This is a genomic window from Phenylobacterium sp. (genome assembly GCF_036402295.1).
Taxonomy (GTDB): domain Bacteria; phylum Pseudomonadota; class Alphaproteobacteria; order Caulobacterales; family Caulobacteraceae; genus Phenylobacterium.
The window spans coordinates 1-15427 of record NZ_DASWTE010000171.1; the positions used below are offsets into that span (position 1 = coordinate 1).

At 69.0% G+C, this 15427-nt stretch carries 17 protein-coding genes and 1 tRNA gene; 13 read left to right on the plus strand and 5 right to left on the minus strand.

Translation table 11 applies throughout. The features are described 5' to 3' along the window. Together VGD44_RS10885 and cmk are read right to left on the minus strand one after the other, a co-directional pair. A partial coding sequence (locus tag VGD44_RS10885) for a S1 RNA-binding domain-containing protein (RefSeq protein WP_331086807.1) occupies positions 1–687 on the minus strand: 687 nt, incomplete at its 3' end. 154 nt (positions 688–841) lie between these two features. After that, on the minus strand, positions 842–1507 hold the full coding sequence (gene cmk, locus VGD44_RS10890; RefSeq protein ID WP_331086809.1) for a (d)CMP kinase: 666 nt from the start codon (positions 1505–1507) through the stop codon (positions 842–844). Between the two features lie 110 nt (positions 1508–1617). Here cmk and VGD44_RS10895 point away from each other — a divergent pair, with 110 nt between their 5' ends. Further along, positions 1618–1998: an endonuclease domain-containing protein gene (locus VGD44_RS10895; protein ID WP_331086811.1), complete on the plus strand. Its 381-nt coding sequence runs from the start codon at positions 1618–1620 to the stop codon at positions 1996–1998. Positions 1999–2093: 95 nt separating this feature from the next. On the opposite strand, the gene aroA is transcribed toward VGD44_RS10895, so the two are convergent. Then, entirely contained in the window at positions 2094–3431 is a 1338-nt protein-coding gene (gene aroA, locus VGD44_RS10900; RefSeq protein ID WP_331086813.1) for a 3-phosphoshikimate 1-carboxyvinyltransferase, read from the minus strand. 124 nt (positions 3432–3555) lie between these two features. On the opposite strand from aroA, the gene VGD44_RS10905 reads away from it, so the two are divergent. Both VGD44_RS10905 and VGD44_RS10910 read left to right on the plus strand, forming a co-directional pair. Beyond that, the gene (locus tag VGD44_RS10905; protein WP_331086815.1) at positions 3556–4008 is read left to right on the plus strand and encodes a TIGR02300 family protein; all 453 of its coding nucleotides are present in this window, start codon (positions 3556–3558) and stop codon (positions 4006–4008) included. Between the two features lie 147 nt (positions 4009–4155). Further along, positions 4156–4231 (plus strand) — tRNA-Ala (locus VGD44_RS10910). A gap of 82 nt (positions 4232–4313) precedes the next feature. Here VGD44_RS10910 and VGD44_RS10915 read toward each other — a convergent pair. Continuing rightward, entirely contained in the window at positions 4314–4622 is a 309-nt protein-coding gene (locus VGD44_RS10915; RefSeq protein ID WP_414694637.1) for a DUF983 domain-containing protein, read from the minus strand. A gap of 253 nt (positions 4623–4875) precedes the next feature. Here VGD44_RS10915 and VGD44_RS10920 point away from each other — a divergent pair, with 253 nt between their 5' ends. The 4 genes from VGD44_RS10920 (at position 4876) to VGD44_RS10935 (ending at position 6681) form a co-directional block, all read left to right on the plus strand. Beyond that, positions 4876–5073 (plus strand): hypothetical protein, encoded by a 198-nt coding sequence (locus VGD44_RS10920; protein ID WP_331086819.1) that lies wholly within the window; start codon positions 4876–4878, stop codon positions 5071–5073. A gap of 137 nt (positions 5074–5210) precedes the next feature. Beyond that, on the plus strand, positions 5211–5714 hold the full coding sequence (locus VGD44_RS10925; protein WP_331086821.1) for a hypothetical protein: 504 nt from the start codon (positions 5211–5213) through the stop codon (positions 5712–5714). 8 nt (positions 5715–5722) lie between these two features. Continuing rightward, entirely contained in the window at positions 5723–5983 is a 261-nt protein-coding gene (locus VGD44_RS10930; protein WP_331086823.1) for a helix-turn-helix transcriptional regulator, read from the plus strand. Positions 5984–6129: 146 nt separating this feature from the next. Beyond that, positions 6130–6681 (plus strand): hypothetical protein, encoded by a 552-nt coding sequence (locus VGD44_RS10935; RefSeq protein WP_331086839.1) that lies wholly within the window; start codon positions 6130–6132, stop codon positions 6679–6681. A 16-nt stretch (positions 6682–6697) separates the two neighbouring features. On the opposite strand, the gene VGD44_RS10940 is transcribed toward VGD44_RS10935, so the two are convergent. Next, positions 6698–7387 (minus strand): hypothetical protein, encoded by a 690-nt coding sequence (locus VGD44_RS10940; protein ID WP_331086825.1) that lies wholly within the window; start codon positions 7385–7387, stop codon positions 6698–6700. A gap of 534 nt (positions 7388–7921) precedes the next feature. Between VGD44_RS10940 and hyfB the strand changes: the two genes are divergently transcribed. From hyfB to VGD44_RS10970, 6 genes are read left to right on the plus strand one after another with little or no spacing between them, the layout of a single operon-like run. Continuing rightward, the gene (gene hyfB / locus VGD44_RS10945; protein WP_331086827.1) at positions 7922–9940 is read left to right on the plus strand and encodes a hydrogenase 4 subunit B; all 2019 of its coding nucleotides are present in this window, start codon (positions 7922–7924) and stop codon (positions 9938–9940) included. Then, a complete protein-coding gene (locus tag VGD44_RS10950) occupies positions 9937–10887 on the plus strand; it encodes a respiratory chain complex I subunit 1 family protein (RefSeq protein ID WP_331086829.1) in 951 nt (316 codons plus the stop codon). The genes hyfB and VGD44_RS10950 overlap by 4 nt, the downstream gene beginning before the upstream one ends. Continuing rightward, the gene (locus tag VGD44_RS10955; protein WP_331086831.1) at positions 10887–11549 is read left to right on the plus strand and encodes a hypothetical protein; all 663 of its coding nucleotides are present in this window, start codon (positions 10887–10889) and stop codon (positions 11547–11549) included. Before VGD44_RS10950 ends, VGD44_RS10955 begins: the two co-directional genes overlap by 1 nt. Then, a complete protein-coding gene (locus VGD44_RS10960) occupies positions 11546–12994 on the plus strand; it encodes a hydrogenase 4 subunit F (RefSeq protein ID WP_331086833.1) in 1449 nt (482 codons plus the stop codon). Before VGD44_RS10955 ends, VGD44_RS10960 begins: the two co-directional genes overlap by 4 nt. Before the next feature lie 4 nt (positions 12995–12998). Continuing rightward, positions 12999–14525 (plus strand): hypothetical protein, encoded by a 1527-nt coding sequence (locus tag VGD44_RS10965; protein ID WP_331086835.1) that lies wholly within the window; start codon positions 12999–13001, stop codon positions 14523–14525. 5 nt (positions 14526–14530) lie between these two features. Beyond that, complete coding sequence (locus VGD44_RS10970) at positions 14531–15064, plus strand: NADH-quinone oxidoreductase subunit NuoB (protein WP_331086837.1); 534 nt, start codon at positions 14531–14533, stop codon at positions 15062–15064. Positions 15065–15427: the final 363 nt, after the last annotated feature.

The window sequence follows — 15427 nt, forward strand, 5'->3', positions numbered from 1 at the left end:
GTGCAGCAGGCCGTCGATGCCGCCCAGGTCCACGAACGCACCGTAGTCGGTGATGTTCTTGACCACGCCTTCGCGGACTTCACCCTCTTGCAGCTGGCTGACCAGCTCGGTGCGCTGCTCGGCGCGGGCTTCTTCCAGGATCGCACGACGCGACACGACGATGTTGCCGCGCGGACGGTCCATCTTGAGGATCGCGAACGGCTGCTCGCGGCCCATCAGCGGGCCGACGTCGCGCACCGGACGGATGTCCACCTGCGAGCCGGGCAGGAACGCCGAGGCGCCGCCCAGGTCGACGGTGAAGCCGCCCTTCACACGGCCGACGATGACGCCCATCACCGGCTCGTTCTTGGCGTAGACCTCTTCCAGGCGCGTCCAGGCTTCCTCGCGGCGGGCCTTCTCGCGGCTGATCACCGCTTCGCCCATGGCGTTCTCGACGCGCTCCAGGAACACCTCGACGGTGTCGCCGGCCTTCAGCGGCGGCCTGTCCTCGCCGGGCTGGATGAATTCCTTCAGCGGCACGCGGCCTTCGGTCTTCAGACCGACGTCCACGATGGCGAAGTCCTTCTCGATGGCCACGACCTTGCCGTGGACCACTTGGCCTTCCATGAAATCGCGCCCGCCGAGGGACTCGTCGAGCAGTGCGGCGAAGTCGTCGCGCGAGGGGTTGAGGCTCAGATCGTCAGCCATTTTGTCTTTCGTTCGAAAAATGATCGCGGCCCACGCAGCCCATGGCTGGCGGTCCCAATCGGGTTAGAGGTTGCAACCGAAGGCCCAGGAGATATCCCAGGCGGTGAGATTTGCCCGCGGCTATCGAGGGAAAGGCGCGGTTGGATTTGCTCGGCTAGTCCGCTTCTTGCGAAGCCTTCCAGCGGGCGCGCGCCGCCTCGACGATGCGGCGGGCCGCATCGGCGGCCTGCTCTATAGTCATTTCGGTCGTATCGAGCAACTCCGCGTCGGGCGCGCGGACCATGGGCGCGGCGTCGCGGCCGCCGTCGCGGGCGTCGCGCTTGCGGATATCGGCCAGCACGTCGGCGTAGGCCACGTCCTCGCCCTGGCCCTTCAGCTGCTTCCAGCGCCGCTCGGCGCGCACCTCGGGCGTGGCGGTGACGTACAGCTTCGCCGGCGCCTCGGGGCAGATCACCGTGCCGATGTCGCGCCCGTCCAGGACCGCGCCGTCCGGCTGGGCGGCGAAGACGTGCTGGAACTCGAGCAGGGCCTCGCGGACCTTGTGGTGGATGGCCACCCGGCTGGCGAGCTCGCCAGCGGCGCGTGTCCTGAGTGCGGGGTCGTCGAGTTGCTCGGCGCTCAGCATGCCGGCGATCGCGCCGGCCGCGTCCGGATCGTCGAGATCGGCGCCCGCCCGCTCGGTCAGCACGCCCACGGCCCGGTACAGCAGCCCGGTGTCCAGCACCGGCAGCCCGAACATCGCCCCCAGCCGCGTGGCGATAGTGCCCTTGCCCGACGCAGCCGGCCCGTCGACGGCGATGACGAAGGAACTCACGGCCATCGCCACACCGCCTCCTCTCCCCCCGCGAAGCGGAGAGGGAGAGGGTAGGGAGAGGGCGGCGCCGGCGTATCGGCTTGCAGAGATGTTCCGCAAATGTTCACATCACTCCGATGTCGAAGGTGCGCATCATCGAACACGGCCCGCGGATCCGTCGGGCTCGCGAACTTCGCCGCGAGGACACCGACGCCGAGGCACGGCTTTGGAACGCGTTGCGGGCTCGCCGACTGGGTGGCTGGCGATGGAAACGCCAGGTTCCATGGGGGCCTTATTTTCTGGACTTCCTCTGCGTGGAGGCTTCGGTCGTCGTTGAGGTTGATGGGGGACAGCATGCCGATCAGCTCGCGTATGATGCCCGGCGTACGGCCTACATTGAGGGGTCCGGACTTCGCGTCATTCGCTTCTGGAACCATGCCGTCCTGACCAACCTGGATGGCGTCTGCACTTCGATCCTGGACGCGTGTGGCGGCGAGCATCCCAGCTTTTCCGGCTGAGCCTCTCAGGGGGCGGCGATGCCGAGCCGCCCTCTCCCTACCCTCTCCCTCTCCGCTTCGCGGGGGGAGAGGAGGCGCAACCACTTGGCTCAGCCTCATGCCGCCGCCGGCTCGCCGATCTCCGCGCCCAGGCCGCGCATCAACTCCACGAAGCCGGGGAAGCTGGTGGCGATCATACCGGGCTCGTCGACGCTGACCGGCGCCTCGGCCGCCAGGCCCAGGATCAGGTGGCTCATGGCGATGCGGTGGTCGCCGTGGGTGGTCACGCGCGCACCGCCGCCCACCAGGTGGTTGCCGCGCTTGGCGCCGATCACCGTCAGCGTCTCGGGCTCTTCCTCCACGCCGATGCCGCACGCAGCGAGGCCGGCGGCCATCAGGGCGATCCGGTCGCTCTCCTTGACCCGCATCTCGCCGATGCCGCGCATGACGGTCTTGCCCGAGGCGAAGGCCGCGGCCACCGCCAGGATCGGGTACTCGTCGATCATCGACGGCGCCCGCTCGGGCGGCGCCTCGACGCCTACCAGCTCGGAATGCCGCGCGGTGACGTCGGCGACGGTCTCGCCGCCCTCGTCGCGCACATTCGTCACGGAAAGATCGGCGCCCATCTCGCCCAGCGTTTCCAGCAGGCCGATGCGCGAGGGGTTCAGCAGCATCCCTTGGACCGTGACTTCCGATCCTGGGACGATGAGCGCCGCCACCAGCGGGAAGGCGGCCGAGGAGGGGTCGCCGGGCACGTGGATCCGCGTACCCTTAAGCTTCTGGCCCGGCGGCAGCACGATGTGGCGGCCCGCGCCCACCTCGCGCACGTCGATCTCGGCGCCGAAGCCGCGCAGCATCCGCTCGGTGTGATCGCGCGTGGCCTCGGGCTCGATCACCTCGGCGCCGCCGTCCGCATGCAGGCCCGCGAGCAGCACCGCCGACTTCACCTGCGCCGAGGGCTCAGGCAGCGTGTAGGCGATCTTCCTGAGGTTCCCGCCCTTCAGCGTCAGGGGCAGCCGCCCGCCCGCCCGGCAGATCCAGGTCGCGCCCATCTCGCCCAGCGGCTTCAGGACGCGGTTCATCGGCCGCCCGCGCAGCGACTGGTCGCCCGTGAAGGTGGCCGAAATGTCGAAGCCGGCCGCCGCGCCCATGATCAGCCGCACGCCGGTGCCGGCGTTGCCGCAGTCAACGACGTCGGCCGGCTCGGCGAAGCCGCCCTTGCCCTGGACCCGCCACTTGCCGTCACCCAGGCGCTCGACGCCTGCGCCGAACGCCGCCATGGCCGCGGCCGTCCGTTTCACGTCGTCGCCTTCGAGCAGGCCCTCGATCTCGGTCACGCCGCTGGCCAGCGCGCCCAGGATGAGCGCGCGGTGGCTGATGGATTTGTCCCCCGGAGCCCGCACCACGCCCTTCAGGGGCCCTGCGCGCCTGGCGGTCAGGTTCGCCGCCGTCATGTCTCGAAAACGCGCCTCCGGAAACGGGGTAGATCAGTGCGGGCGATTGCTTTGACAGGCGGTCCCGCCCGTGGCAAGGGACGCCGCCTTTCCGCGCAATTCCAAAATTAGAGGGTCGCCGCCTTTGGCCAATCCCGAGCTGGGCACTAAGCAAATCTGCCCGAACTGCCAGGCTAAGTTCTACGATCTGGGCAAGCGTCCCGCGCACTGCCCGAAGTGCGCGAGCGAGTTCGATCCCGACGAAGCCGTCCGCAACCGCCGCGTCCGCGCCCGCGCCGTCGTGCCGGAAGACGACCAGGTCGAAGATCAGGTCGTCGAGAAGGACACCGACGAGGACGAGGAAGAAGACGCGGTCACGCCGGAACTGGACGAAGTGGCCGACGAGCCGCCGCTCAGCACCGACGACGACGACGCGGGCGACGAGCCGGCCGTCGTGTCGGAAGACCTCGGCGAGTTCACCGACGACGAAGAGGCCGAGGCCGACGACGACGTGCCGTTCCTCGAGGACGAGGACGAGGACGACTTCGACGACTCGGAAATCGAGGGCCTTCCGGGCGAGGGCGACGACGACGTCTGACATCGTTCGAGCCCGGTCGCGCCGGCCACCAAAACCGGCGCGGACCCTGCGACGAAAAAAGCCTATGATGTGGGCTTGATCGCGGGAACCGGTTTGAATAGGTTCCGCGCCTTCCCGGGGGCCAGCCCTCAGGAAGACCCGGACCTCGGGGCTATAGCTCAGTTGGTAGAGCGCTTGAATGGCATTCAAGAGGTCAGCGGTTCGACTCCGCTTAGCTCCACCATGAGGGCCCTCAGCAAACCGCTGAGGGCCCTCATCATTTTCGGGCATGGCCTTGAAGGTCCATACCATTTTTCCGAGCGCCACTAGCTCCTGGGCGCCACCGGGGTGCCACGCGCTTCGAAGGCCCGGTTGTGGAATTGCAGGGCGACCATCGTGGCCTTGAAGGGGCGCAACGCGGCCAGGGTCATGATGCCGATCAACGGCAGCCAGATCACCATCTCCAGCCAGACCGGCGGATGGAACGTCAGTTCGGTGAACAGGAGCCCCGCGCAGCCGAGGGCGCCGACGATCAGGAGAATGAAGACCACGGGCCCATCGCCGGAATCCGCGCGGGAGAGGTCCTCGCCGCAGGCTTCGCAGCGGGCGCCTCGCCACAGTTGGGGCGCCGGCATCGGAGGCCGGCGAGGAACGGGTTCACGCCGGTCATCGGGCTTGGGGCCGGCCCCGAGGGTTTCATGGGGCGGCCACGCGCGAGGGCCCGGCCAGACGGGCCCGGCGGTATCCGCCCTGCAAGCAGCTCCGCAGCGCGGGTTTCGCGGCGACCAGTCGTATGAAGCGCGAAAGCCTGAAGGCGTTCTGGGGCCGACCAGAAGATGCGCGCCCGCCGTCGGCGCCTCGCCCGTCCTGCCGGGCCCCGGCGTGATGATGATCTCCAGCTTTGGGGCCACGACCCACGCCCTCCCGATCCGTCAGCCGGCCACCGGCGGGCTGGGTCACCAGGACGGTCGCCTTCCCACCCTTGCGGAGCGCCTCCAGCGCGGCCTCGTCGCGTGCTCGACCACCGTCATGCCGTCGCGCCGCAACCCGGCCGCCAGCTGGGCGCGCGGCCGCTCGTCGCGTTGAACGAGCCAGATGGCGGATAGGGCGGCCTCGCGGCTCAAAGGCGGCGTCCCCTTCATGCAGCGACAGCTGCGCATGTGATTTGACATTGTTATAATGATGTTTCAAGCATCATAATGAGCGTTTAAGAGATCAGATCGATGGTCTGGCGCTACGGGGCGAAGGCGATCGTGCGGGGAGGTGGGCTTCAGGGAGAGCGGCGGCTGCGGTTGTCCCACGATCTGCTGGCGCTGCGAGGCGGTGCGCCGCTCCTCGAAGGCGAGGTCTTGCTCGAGGCGTGGGCAGCCGATCGGAGCGTTGGCCTCAGCGTGTATCCGGGACTGCTGCTTCTGACCGACTGGCGGGTGATCTTCATCGAGACGGATGGCCGGCTTTCCGCCTTCCCCATCCTCAAGATCGATGTCGTACGACGGACAGGGACGGCGGAGCTGACGATCACGGCCTGGTACGGCTGCATGCAGCTCGCGTTCGACCACCAGGCCACGGCGAGCTCGGTCGAGACCTGCCTGCGGCATGATCCCCGGAGCGAGCCGGCGGGTGTTCGCGTCGTCGACGCGCTTGCTGGACCTCGGGACGGCGATCAGGTCGCGGCCGCTCCACTCAGCACAGATCGGCCCTTGATGATGCTGGAGCCATCATTATAGATGGACCAATGATCACCGGTGCGCAGATGAAGGCCGCTCGCGCCCTCCTTGGAATCGACCAGAAGGAGTTGGCGCGCCTGTCCGGCGTCTCCCTGCCGACCATCCAGCGGATGGAGGCCAGCGACGGCATCGTGCGCGCGGTTGTAGATAGCCTGGAAAAGGTGGTCAACGCGATCAACGACGCCGGGGTCGAGCTCATCGCGGCGGGCGCGCGGAGCGAAGGCACCGGCCGCGGGGTCCGCCTGCTAGAGCGAAACCCGCCGCAGTGATGTTTTGAACATCATGAGAGCCTACCCAGATATCGACTCTGACGCGCCCTCTGTGTTAGCCATTCGGCATGAGCCAGCGTGACGCGCACTGGTGCGCGAGCCGTTCCGTCGATCTGCCGTCGCCGCCCGACCCGGACGGCCTTGGCATGGTCCCGGGCGGCCCCAAGCCCAGATGCGCGACGGGCCGAAGCCGTCCTGCGCCTGAAGGCGGCGCGGAGCTCATCGCTTTCCCCGCCGGCGGACGTGTCCCCCACGCGGCCAAGGGTTCGGAGCGGCCCCCGTCGCCAACGTCCCTACTGTTCGTGTGCCGCACGCACGCTGTCCTGAGCCCGATGGCTGAGGGCCTCGCGCGGTCCGCCTATGCGCGTCTCGACGTCAATGTGCGGAGCGCGGGCCTGACGGTCGGGCCCATCGACTACCGGGCCGTCGCCGTCCTGGCGGAGATCGGAATCGACATCGCGGACACGCCGGTCACCTCCGTCCGAGACCTGGACCTCGGCGCCTTCGACATCGTGGTTTCGCTGGGAATGCACAAGCTGGGCCTTGAACGCCATCAGACGGCGCTCGCCTGGGATATTCCGGCATTTCACCGGGTGGCTGAGCCGACTGCGTTGAGCCGATTGCGGGAGGTCCGCGTCGCCCTTTCCGCGCGGGTCCACGCCCTTGGCGCCGTGCTCGCGGCGGCCAACCGCGCCTGACCAGAGGCGACCGGGCCTAGCCGACGGTTCGCGGCTCGAGCTGCGGCCGCCGGACGTTGCGGCAAACGACCAGGGTGTTCCCGACGTCGCATTCCAGGACGGAGAGAGACCTTGGCGCGAGGCCCTCACGCCGCAGCGCCTTGGAGATCCAGCGGGTGGGCCATGAGTTGGGGCCGTCGGCGACGTTCCACACGATCAGTCCGCCTGGCTCCACGACGCGACTGAGCAGGGCGGCGATATCGCTCGTGAGGATGGAATCGGGAATCTCCACGCCGCGGAACACGTCCACCGCGACAGCGGACCATTGCCGGGTGGTCGTCCTCAGGAACGACAGGGCGTCCTCATGGACGCACTCGACATCCTTCGGGAGATGAAACCACCGCCTGGCGATCTCGAAGGCGATGGGCCAGTTGTCCACCGCCGTGACCGCCGCCCCGCGCCGGCTGAGCTGCGTGGCGAGCGCGCCGCCGGCCGTGCCGAGCAGGAGCACGCGCTCCGCGCCCTTGAGCGCGCGTTCCATCGCGGTGATGTAGTCGAGGAGGTTGCGTCCTTCGGCGTCGACGTGGGTGTAGAGGGCGCCGCCATCATAGTAGAGCCGCGAGCCGTCCCGGCGTTGCTCGAGGATCCGGACGCGGCGTTCATCGTCGTCGCGAACCTCCAGAACCTTCACGCTGTGCGCCCCCTTGGCGATGCCGACCCAACGCACGACCCGCCGGGCGGACCCCGCCGGCGTTCGTCGTCCGCCATCGCCATGGTCGTGATCGTAATGGTGATGTGAAGAACTCCAATAATGGAATTTGAAACATTGCTATTGCGTGATCGAATGCCGTCGCGGACGGCTGCGGTTCGAAAGCCACGTGATCGCCATACGCAGGCCTCGACCGCGCAGGGTCGGGAGGGCGCGCGCGCCTTCGTCGATCACTGGCGCGGCATGGCCCCCCGTGACGGACCCCGCCGGCGGAGAAGCTGGGCGAAGCGGGTGCGCGCGCAGCCTGTCGGGAAAAAATCGGCCGCAACTCGCCTGATGCGATAGACATCAGGATAGATGTAAATATGATCACGCCAGACGGTCCTGACAGACCCTTCGGCACATGTTCGGTCCGGCAGGACGGAGGGCTGGTCGGACCGCGCGCCGAACGCGAGGGAAACGGGCTCAGATGGGCGCCAAGGGGAGCGATGCGACGGGCGGCGCTTTCGCCAGCAGAGCGTCTCCGCATGGTATCGCCGGAGCCAGTGCAGTATGACCTTCAGCGCCCTGGCTGCCATCCTCTGGGCGATCGCCGCGCTGCTCGGGCTCGCAGGCGCCTCGGCCGCCGGCGCGCGGCTCCGGGCCCTGCGGCCGATGGCCTATCCCCTGAACGCGCTCATCAGCGCGGCGGTCGGCGCTCTTGCGCTCTTGAGCCTGCTGCAAGGCGGAGGCGAGACCCTCATCCTCCCGCTGGGCGTGCCGTGGATCGGCTCGCACTTCCGGCTCGACGCCCTGTCGGGGCTGTTCCTCGCCATCGTGGGCTTCGGCGGCTGTTCGGCAAGCGTGTACGCAATCGGCTATGGCCGCCACGAGACGTCGCCGACGCGCGTGCTGCCCTTCTACCCGGCGTTCCTGGCGGGCATGAGCCTGGTCGTGCTGGCCGGGGACGCCTTCACCTTCCTGGTCGCCTGGGAATTCATGTCGGTGATGTCGTGGGCGCTGGTCATGGCGCACCACAGGACGCCGGGGAACACGCACGCCGGCTACGTCTACCTGGTCATGGCCAGCTTCGGCACGCTGGCGCTCCTGCTCGCCTTCGGTCTGCTGGCCGGGCCACAAGGCCACTACGACTTCGCTTCGATGCGATCGGCCGTCGAGGGCCACCCGCTTGCGGGCCTGGTCCTGATCCTCGCCCTTGTCGGGACGGGTTCCAAGGCGGGCCTCGCGCCGCTCCACGTGTGGCTACCGCTCGCCCATCCCGCGGCGCCCAGTCACGTCTCGGCGCTGATGAGCGGGGTCATGACGAAGGTCGCGATCTACGGCTTCATCCGCATCGCCTTCGATCTCCTGGGTCCGCCGGAGTGGTGGTGGAGCATCCCGCTGATCTCGGCGGGCGCTCTCACCGCGGTCCTGGGGCTGCTCTACGCCATCCTGCAGGACGACCTGAAGCGCCTCCTGGCCTACAGCACGGTCGAGAACATCGGCATCGTCTTCCTCGGCCTGGGCCTTGCCCTGGCCTTCAAGGCGAACGGCCTCGCCGAGGCGGCGGCGCTGGCCATGACCGCGACCCTGCTGCACGCCGTCAATCACGCCGCCTTCAAGAGCCTGCTCTTCTTCGGCGCCGGCGCCATCCTCACGGCGACCGGCGAGCGCAATCTCGGGGCCCTGGGCGGCCTCATCCATCGCATGCCGCTGACCGCGATGCTGTTCCTGATCGGAGCCGCGGCGATCTCGGCCCTGCCCCCCTTGAACGGCTTCGTCTCGGAGTGGCTGATGTTCCAGGCGGTGCTGGTGAGCCCGGCCCTGCCGCAGTGGGCGCTGAAGTTCCTGGTCCCGGCGGCCGGGGCGACGCTGGCGCTGGCGGCGGCCCTCGCGGCCGCCTGCTTCGTACGCGCCTATGGCATAGCCTTCCTCGGCCGGCCGCGATCGCCCGCCGCGGCGGAAGCCCGTGAAGTCGATGGATTCCAGACGGGCGCCATGACGGCGCTGGCGGCGGCCTGCGTGCTGGTCGGGGTCCTGCCGGGGTTCGTGATCGACGCCGTGGCGCCCGGCGTCAGGCTCGCGGTCGGCGACGGCGGGTTGCAACCCCAGGCCACGCAGGCCTGGCTCAGCCTCGTCCCGCTGTCGGCGAGCCGCAGTTCCTACAACGGCCTGATGGTCTTCCTCTTCGTCGCCTTCGCGACGCTGGCGTCCGCCGGACTGGTCAGAACGCTCGCGTCCAGGGCGGTGCGACGCGCTCCGGCGTGGGACTGCGGATATCCCGACCCCCGACCCGTCACGCAGTACTCCCCCAGCAGCTTCGCCCAGCCCCTGCGGCGCGTCTTCGGCGCGCTGGTCTTCCGCGCACGCGAAACGGTGGAGATGCCCCCTCCCGGCGACCCGGCGCCCGCTCGGTTCTCGGTCCAGGTGCGGGACCTCATCTGGGAGGGCCTTTATGCGCCGCTGGCCGCGGCGATCGGCAAGGCGGCCGACCGGCTCAACGCCCTGCAGTTCCTGACGATCCGACAGTACCTCTCGCTGGTGTTCGGCGCGCTGGTGCTGCTCCTGGCCCTGCTGACGGTGTGGCGATGATCGACGCCGCCCTCGCGCAGGGTTTCCAGATGCTGCTGGTGCTGGCCCTGGCGCCGTTGCTGACCGGCCTCGTGCGGAAGGTGAAGGCGCGCCTGCTGCGGCGGCGCGGCGCGCCGGTTCTCCAACCGTATCGGGACCTGCTGCGCCTGATCCGCAAGGAGGCGGTGATCGCGGAGAACGCGTCGTGGCTCTTCCGGGCCGCGCCCTACCTCATCTTCGCCGCGACCTGGGTCGCCGCCGCGCTCGTGCCGACGTTCGCCTCGGGGCTGCTGTTCAGCTGGTCGGCCGACCTCATCGCCATCGTGGCGCTCCTGGGCAGCGCCCGCTTCTTCCAGACGCTGGCCGGGATGGACATCGGGACGAGCTTCGGTGGCCTCGGCTCGAGCCGCGAGGTGATGATCGCCTCGCTGGCCGAGCCCGCCCTGTTGATGGTCGCCTTCACGCTGTCGCTCCTCGCCCATTCGACGCAGCTCTCGACGATCACCGAGGTCGTGCGCTTCCAGGAGGTGGGCTTGCGCATCTCACTGGCCATGGTGCTGCTCGCGCTGATCCTCGTCGCCCTGGCCGAGAACGCCCGCATCCCGGTCGACAATCCCGCGACCCACCTCGAGCTCACCATGGTCCACGAGGCCATGGTGCTTGAGTATTCCGGCCGTCACCTGGCGATGATCGAGTTCGGCGCGGCCCTCAAGCTGCTGCTCTACCTTTCGCTGATCGCCGGCGTCTTCCTGCCGTTCGGCATGGCGCGGGCCGGGGACGGCCTGGCCGCCCATGGCGTCGGCCTGGCGGCCTATCTGGCCAAGCTCGCCGTGGGCGGCGTCCTGCTGGCGGCCTTCGAGACCGCCATCGCCAAGATGCGGGTGTTCCGGGTCCCCGAATTCCTTGGCTCGGCCCTCATGCTCGGCTTCCTCGCCACCCTGCTTCTGTTCGTGTCGAGGGGGCTCTGATGAGCGCGCTCGACTTCGACGTCGCTCATCTGCTGTCCGGCCTGATGGTGCTGGTCTGTTTCCTCATGCTCTACCAGGACCGCCTGTACAGCCTCCTGAACACCTTCGCGCTGCACGCCCTGGTGCTGGCGCTGGCCGTCGCCTGGCAGGCCTACATCCAGGGCGCGCCGCACCTCTACGTGACCGCCGCCATCGCGCTGATCTTCAAGGGCGTGGTCATCCCGGTGGCGCTGCACCGGCTGATCCGGCGCATGGGCATCCACCGGGAGGTCGAAACGGTGGGCGGGGTCGGCCTGACCATGCTGTTCGGGCTCGCGCTCGTGGCGTTGGCGATCTCGGTCATGCTTCCGGTCACGGCGGCGGCCGGCACGCTCGCCCGCGAGGATCTGGCCTTTGCGCTCTCCGTGATTCTGCTCGGCCTTCTGATGATGATCACCCGGCGCAACGCCGTAAGCCAGGTGGTGGGCTTCATGACGCTCGAGAACGGCCTGGTGCTCGCCGCCACCGGCGCGAAGGGCATGCCGCTGGTGGTGGAGATCAGCGTCGCCTTCTCGATCCTGATCGCCTTCATCGTCATCGGCATCTTCCTGTTCCGCATCCGCGAGCGCTTCGACACCGTCGATGTCGCCGCCCTCGACACGTTCCGCGGAGATCGCCGGTGAGCGGGCTCGGCGCCTACGCCCTGGGGGGCGTGCTGCTCCTGCCGCTGGTCTTCGCGGCGGTCCTCGCCCTGACGCCGGGGTACCGCCTGAGCGCGCGCTTGAACGTGCTGGCGTCGGGAGCGTCGTTCCTGTCCGCCCTGGTGCTGATCGAGCAGCGGCCGCCGGTGAACGATTTCCTGTTCGTCGACGACCTGAACGTCGTCTTCCTGGTCCTGAACACCTTCGTGGGCTTCACCACGAGCGTCTTCAGCGCGAGCTACATCCGCCACGAGCTCGAGACCGGACGGCTGACGCCGGTCTACCTGCGGTTCTACCACGCCATGTACCAGGTCATGCTGTTCGGCATGAGCCTGGCGCTGGCCGCGCAGAACGTCGGGGTGATGTGGGTTGCCGTGGAGCTGGCGACGCTCACCACGGTGGTCATGGTCGGCATCTACCGGACCCACGAGGCGATCGAGGCGGCGTGGAAGTACTTCATCCTGGGCAGCGTCGGCATCGCGCTTGCACTCTTCGGCACGATACTTGTCTACCTCGCCGCCCAGCCGGTGATCGGCGAGGGCCTGAACGCCATGTCCTGGCTGCAGCTGGTCGCCCATGCGCCCGGATTCGACCCGGCGCTGCTGAACCTGGCCTTCGTGTTCCTCCTGCTGGGCTACGGGACGAAGGTGGGGCTGGCGCCCCTCCACGCCTGGCTGCCTGACGCCCACGCCGAGGGCCCCACGCCGATTTCCGCCGTCCTCTCAGGCCTGCTGCTCAACGTCGCCCTCTATGCGGTGTTGCGCTTCAAGGTGGTGATGGCCGCCAACGCAGGCGCCATCGCGCCGGGGCCGCTCCTGGTGACCATGGGCCTGACCTCGGTGGTGTTCGCCGCCTTCATGCTCTACCGCCGCCGCGACATCAAAAGGATGTTCGCCTACTCCTCGATCGAGCACATGGGCATCATCGCCTTCGCCTTCGGCATGGGCGGGCCGCTCGCCAACTTCGCGGGTCTGCTGCACATGACCATGCACAGCCTCACCAAGTCGGCGATCTTCTTCGCCGTGGGCCACGTCGCCCAGGCCAAAGGCACCCAGAAGCTCGCGGACATGGGCGGACTGACGGTCACCCACCCGGCCCTGGGCTGGGGGCTGGTCGCGGGCGTCGTCGCCATCCTCGGCGTGCCCCCGATGGGCGTCTTCATGAGCGAGTTCCTGGTGGTGAGCTCCACCTTCGCGCGGCAGCCGCTCTTGGCGATCCCCCTGGTGTTCGGCCTGCTGGTCGCCTTCGGGGCCCTGGTCCTACGCATGCAGCAGGTGGTCTTCGGCGAACCAAAGGGCGAGAGCCATCCGGTCGACGCTTCCTATGTCCCGATGGTGGTCCACCTGGCGATCGTCCTGATGGCCGGGATCTGGTTGCCGCCGGCGATCGTGGCCTGGTTCCAGAACGTCGCGAAGGCGTTGGGGTGACGCCTTGACCGAACCTGCCTCCGTCCTCGCCCAACTCGTCCGCACCGGCGATGCCGTTGCATCCGGCGGCCGCTGGCCGCGGGTCCGCCTCGGTCATCGCGCCTGGCTGCGGATGTACGACGCCCTCAGCCTCCGGGAGCTCGAGCTTGTCGCCCTGTGGGGCGAGCCCGACAGCGTCCATGTCGCGGTCCGCCAGGGGACCGACGCGGCCATCCTCACGCACGCCTGCCCAAGCGGAGACTACCCCTCGCTTGGGCGGCGCCATGCCCCGGCGATCCGGCTCGAGCGCGCGCTGCGGGACCTCGTGGGCCTGCGTCCCGACGGCCTGCCGGACGAACGGCCCTGGCTCGACCACGGCCGGTGGAGCGTCCGGCGCCCGATGGGCTCCGCCGAGCCCTCGGCGGGGACAGGGGCGCCTTACGCCTTCCTTCCCGTGGAAGGCGAGGGCCTGCATGAGATACCGGTGGGTCCGGTCCATGCTGGGATCATCGAGCCGGGTCATTTCCGCTTCACGGCGAACGGCGAAACGATCGTGCGCCTGGAGCAGCGGCTCGGCTACGCCCACAGGGGCGTCGCCGCGCTCATGGCCGGCGCGACCGTCCCCTTTGCGGCGCGGCTCTGCGGGCGGATCTCCGGCGACAGCACGGTGGCCTACGCCTATGCGTTCGCGCTCGCCGTGGAGTCGGCGACGGGCCAGGCCGCGCCGGAACGCGCGCAGTGGCTGCGGGCCCTGATGGCGGAGCTGGAGCGGCTCGCCAACCATCTCGGCGACATCGGCGCGATCTGCAACGACGCGGCGTTCTCGATCCTGCACGCCCACACCGGCGTGCTGCGCGAACAGGTGCTGCGCGCGAGCGAGGCGGCTTTCGGTCACCGGCTGATGATGGACCGCATCGTGCCGGGCGGCGTCGCGGGCGACATCGCGCAAGGTGGCCGCGAGGCGATCGCGGGCGTCGTGGCGCGGATCCGAAAGGTCTTGCCGGATCTTATCGAGGTCTACGACGAGACGAACTCGCTGCAGGACCGCGTGGTGGGGACCGGGACCGTGCGTTCGGACTGGGTGGAACGGTTCGCCGCCGGGGGCTTCGTCGGCCGGGCCACCGGCCGCGCGTTCGACGCGCGTCGGTGGGCCGCCTACGCGCCCTACGACCGCCTGACGTTCGATGTGCCGGTCTTCACCGAAGGCGACGTGAACGCCCGTGTCTGGGTGCGCATTCGGGAGGTCGAGCAGAGTCTCGCGCTGATCGATCAGCTGCTCGGTCAGGCCCCGGCCGGCGCCCTGTGCAATCAGTCTGGCGCATCAGAACTGCCCGCCGGCGCCGAGGGCGCGGCCCTGGTCGAGAGCTTCCGCGGGGACCTATTCCTCTGGGTTCGGCTCGGTGCGCAGGGTGCGGTCGCCGCGTGCCATTTCCGCGACCCTTCCTGGTTCCAGTGGCCGCTCCTGGAGGCGGCGGTCGAGGGCAACATCGTGGCGGATTTCCCGCTCTGCAATAAGTCCTTCAACTGCGCCTATGCCGGGCACGACGGGTAGCGAGCATGGCGAACCTGCTGATCCAGGGCCTCCTGCGCCCACTCACGGAACCGAGCCCCGGGGCGGATTCCGACGCGACGGAGGAGCTGGTCCGCCTGGCGGCGCAGCTCGGAACGGCGACCCGACGGCGGCTGGGTCGGAGCCTTTCGATCCGCGAGATCGACGCCGGATCCTGTAACGCCTGCGAACTCGAGATCAACGCGCTCGCCAACAGCTACTACGACCTGGAGCGGTTCGGCCTGCGCTTCGTCGCCTCGCCCCGCCATGCCGACGTCCTGCTCGTGACGGGGCCCGTGACCAAGAACATGCGCGAAGCTCTGGAACGCACGTACCAGGCGACCCCCCACCCCAAATGGGTCGTTGCCGCGGGCGACTGCGCCCGGGGCTGCGGGCTCTTCTCGGAAAGCTACGCCTGCGTGGGCGCGGTTTCGAACGTCATCCCCGTGGATCTCCAAATCGCGGGATGTCCGCCCACCCCGACGGCGCTGCTGCGCGGTCTCCTGGGCCTGCTCGAGCAGAACTCGCCCAGCCGCCGATAATCTCCCTCAGCCGGGACTATGTGGGCCCTTGTCCGACGGTGAACGGGCGCTCGTCGCCGATGTGGACCTCCACGGCGTCGCAGTGAACGCAAAGGCGTTCTCGGCTGCGCGCCAGGTCTTGAAGGCCAACGGCAATCGGGGAGGCCTGGCCCGACATCGATCCGGATCTGCTGCTCGACCTGGACCATCTGCGGCGGAAACGTCCGGGCGTCGTTCCTCGCCAGCCGCCTCGGCGCCGTGCGCCTGGAAAATGCTCTTCGCCAGATCGAGCCCGATCGTCGCAACCTTGCCCACGGACGCCTCCTTCGAGTGGTGCTTCAACACCTCCACTCTGGCGCCTCGATGCCGTCAGGGGGCGTCCAC

What these genes read in the sequence shown, in the direction of transcription:
- cmk (WP_331086809.1), bottom strand. Translation starts at nt 1,507, where the DNA reads ATGGCCGTGAGTTCCTTCGTCATCGCCGTCGACGGGCCGGCTGCGTCG.
- VGD44_RS10895 (WP_331086811.1), top strand. Translation starts at nt 1,618, where the DNA reads ATGTCGAAGGTGCGCATCATCGAACACGGCCCGCGGATCCGTCGGGCT.
- aroA (WP_331086813.1), bottom strand. Translation starts at nt 3,431, where the DNA reads ATGACGGCGGCGAACCTGACCGCCAGGCGCGCAGGGCCCCTGAAGGGC.
- VGD44_RS10915 (WP_414694637.1), bottom strand. Translation starts at nt 4,622, where the DNA reads ATGCCGGCGCCCCAACTGTGGCGAGGCGCCCGCTGCGAAGCCTGCGGC.
- VGD44_RS10920 (WP_331086819.1), top strand. Translation starts at nt 4,876, where the DNA reads ATGATCTCCAGCTTTGGGGCCACGACCCACGCCCTCCCGATCCGTCAG.
- VGD44_RS10925 (WP_331086821.1), top strand. Translation starts at nt 5,211, where the DNA reads ATGGTCTGGCGCTACGGGGCGAAGGCGATCGTGCGGGGAGGTGGGCTT.
- VGD44_RS10930 (WP_331086823.1), top strand. Translation starts at nt 5,723, where the DNA reads ATGATCACCGGTGCGCAGATGAAGGCCGCTCGCGCCCTCCTTGGAATC.
- VGD44_RS10935 (WP_331086839.1), top strand. Translation starts at nt 6,130, where the DNA reads ATGGTCCCGGGCGGCCCCAAGCCCAGATGCGCGACGGGCCGAAGCCGT.
- hyfB (WP_331086827.1), top strand. Translation starts at nt 7,922, where the DNA reads ATGACCTTCAGCGCCCTGGCTGCCATCCTCTGGGCGATCGCCGCGCTG.
- VGD44_RS10950 (WP_331086829.1), top strand. Translation starts at nt 9,937, where the DNA reads ATGATCGACGCCGCCCTCGCGCAGGGTTTCCAGATGCTGCTGGTGCTG.
- VGD44_RS10955 (WP_331086831.1), top strand. Translation starts at nt 10,887, where the DNA reads ATGAGCGCGCTCGACTTCGACGTCGCTCATCTGCTGTCCGGCCTGATG.
- VGD44_RS10970 (WP_331086837.1), top strand. Translation starts at nt 14,531, where the DNA reads ATGGCGAACCTGCTGATCCAGGGCCTCCTGCGCCCACTCACGGAACCG.